Origin of the sequence: Pseudonocardia sp. Ae505_Ps2, assembly GCF_001932425.1 — a bacterium.
GTDB lineage: Bacteria > Actinomycetota > Actinomycetes > Mycobacteriales > Pseudonocardiaceae > Pseudonocardia.
Genome location: NZ_MCIP01000003.1, coordinates 9686 through 11041, shown reverse-complemented (window position 1 = coordinate 11041; position 1356 = coordinate 9686). Strand labels below are relative to the sequence as shown.

The 1356-nt window shown below is 63.8% G+C and carries 2 protein-coding genes; both read left to right on the top strand.

All coding sequences use genetic code 11. The annotated features are described in order from the left end of the window. Window positions 1-1095: hypothetical protein (locus Ae505Ps2_RS34355; protein WP_212567732.1), on the top strand; the 1095-nt coding region annotated here is incomplete at its 5' end. Window positions 1096-1160: 65 nt separating this feature from the next. Beyond that, window positions 1161-1356, top strand: a 196-nt coding sequence (locus Ae505Ps2_RS34350; RefSeq protein WP_139320302.1) for a single-stranded DNA-binding protein, incomplete at its 3' end; no start/stop codon positions are given.

Genomic DNA, 1356 nt, shown 5'->3' with positions numbered 1-1356 from the left:
CCGCGGGTGGTGCCGTTCGCGTCGGTGCGGGACAAGGTCGAGGCGTGCAAGCCCGGCGAGATCCTGATCGGCCTCGACCGGCAGCGCAAGCCGTTCCACGGGAGCTTCCTCGCCGATGACCCGCACTGGGGATTCGAGGTCGGATCCCGGCGCGGAAAGAGCACGTTCCTGTCCCTGTCGGCGGCTCAAATCCTGCATCAGGACCCCGCCGCGGAGGCCACCGGAATCGACGTTAAGCGGGAATCCTTCAAGTCACTGTTCGGTGTTCCCCGGTTCCACCTGCACAACGATCCGGCCGATATCGCGGCGATGTGGAACGGTATCCGCCACGTCAAGAAACTCATGGATCGGCGATGCAACGAGCGGGCCGACGACCCGACGCTTGAATTCCCCTTCCACCTGCTCCTGATCGACGAACTGTCACAGTTCTCGGCTCAGTCCATGCAGTTGTGGCGCCAGATCAAGGAGAAGGGCGATCCGGCGCACCCACCGGTGTGGGACGACATCGCCGCGATCATGTGGCAAGGCGCGGCGTTCCGCGTTCACATCGTGCTCGCCGGACAACGAATCGACCACCAGATCACCGGTGGAATCGGGCTTATCACGAGCCTCGGGTTCCGTGGGCTCGCGGGATTCCGTCGGCAGAACTGGATGCGTCTCGCCGGAACGTTTCCGGTGCCACGGTCGCGCCCGGAACGGGGCCGCTGGATCTATTCCGACGGCGAATCCGAGACGTGGGTTCAGAACATTTGGGCCACCGACGACGAAATCAAGCAGTGGGCCACAACTACTTCCCATGACACGGCGACCGAGGCCGCTGTCGCTGGGCCAACTGAGGGGAGTGGGAAGTGGGAACCGGGGACGCCGGCCGCCGAGGAATCGACGCAGCGCGGCGCGGAGTGGGTGACAGGAAACGTGGACGCAGCCGCCTACCTGGGCATTCATCCGGAAACCTTCAGGAAGCGGCGACAGGCCCACGAGATCCCGAACACGCAACGGTCAGGACGGTCTCCCACGTGGACCACTCAGAGCCTTGACGAGTGGGGCGCCATGTGGGAACAGGAAACCTCCGAACAACCCGCCGAAGTAGCCTGACCGACACAACAAAAAACCAGAAACACAACCCTTCAGAAACTCGCCAAGAAAGGACACCGATCGGTATGTCCGGAGAGATCGTCACCACCATCATCGGGCACCTCACGGCCGACCCCGAGCTGCGATTCACCGAGTCCGGAACCGCGGTCGCGAACTTCACCGTCGCATCGAATCCGCGCACATTCGACCGGCAGACCGGCGAATGGCGCGACGGCGACCCGCTGTTTCTGCGCTGCACTCTGTGGCGCGATCCCGCGGAAA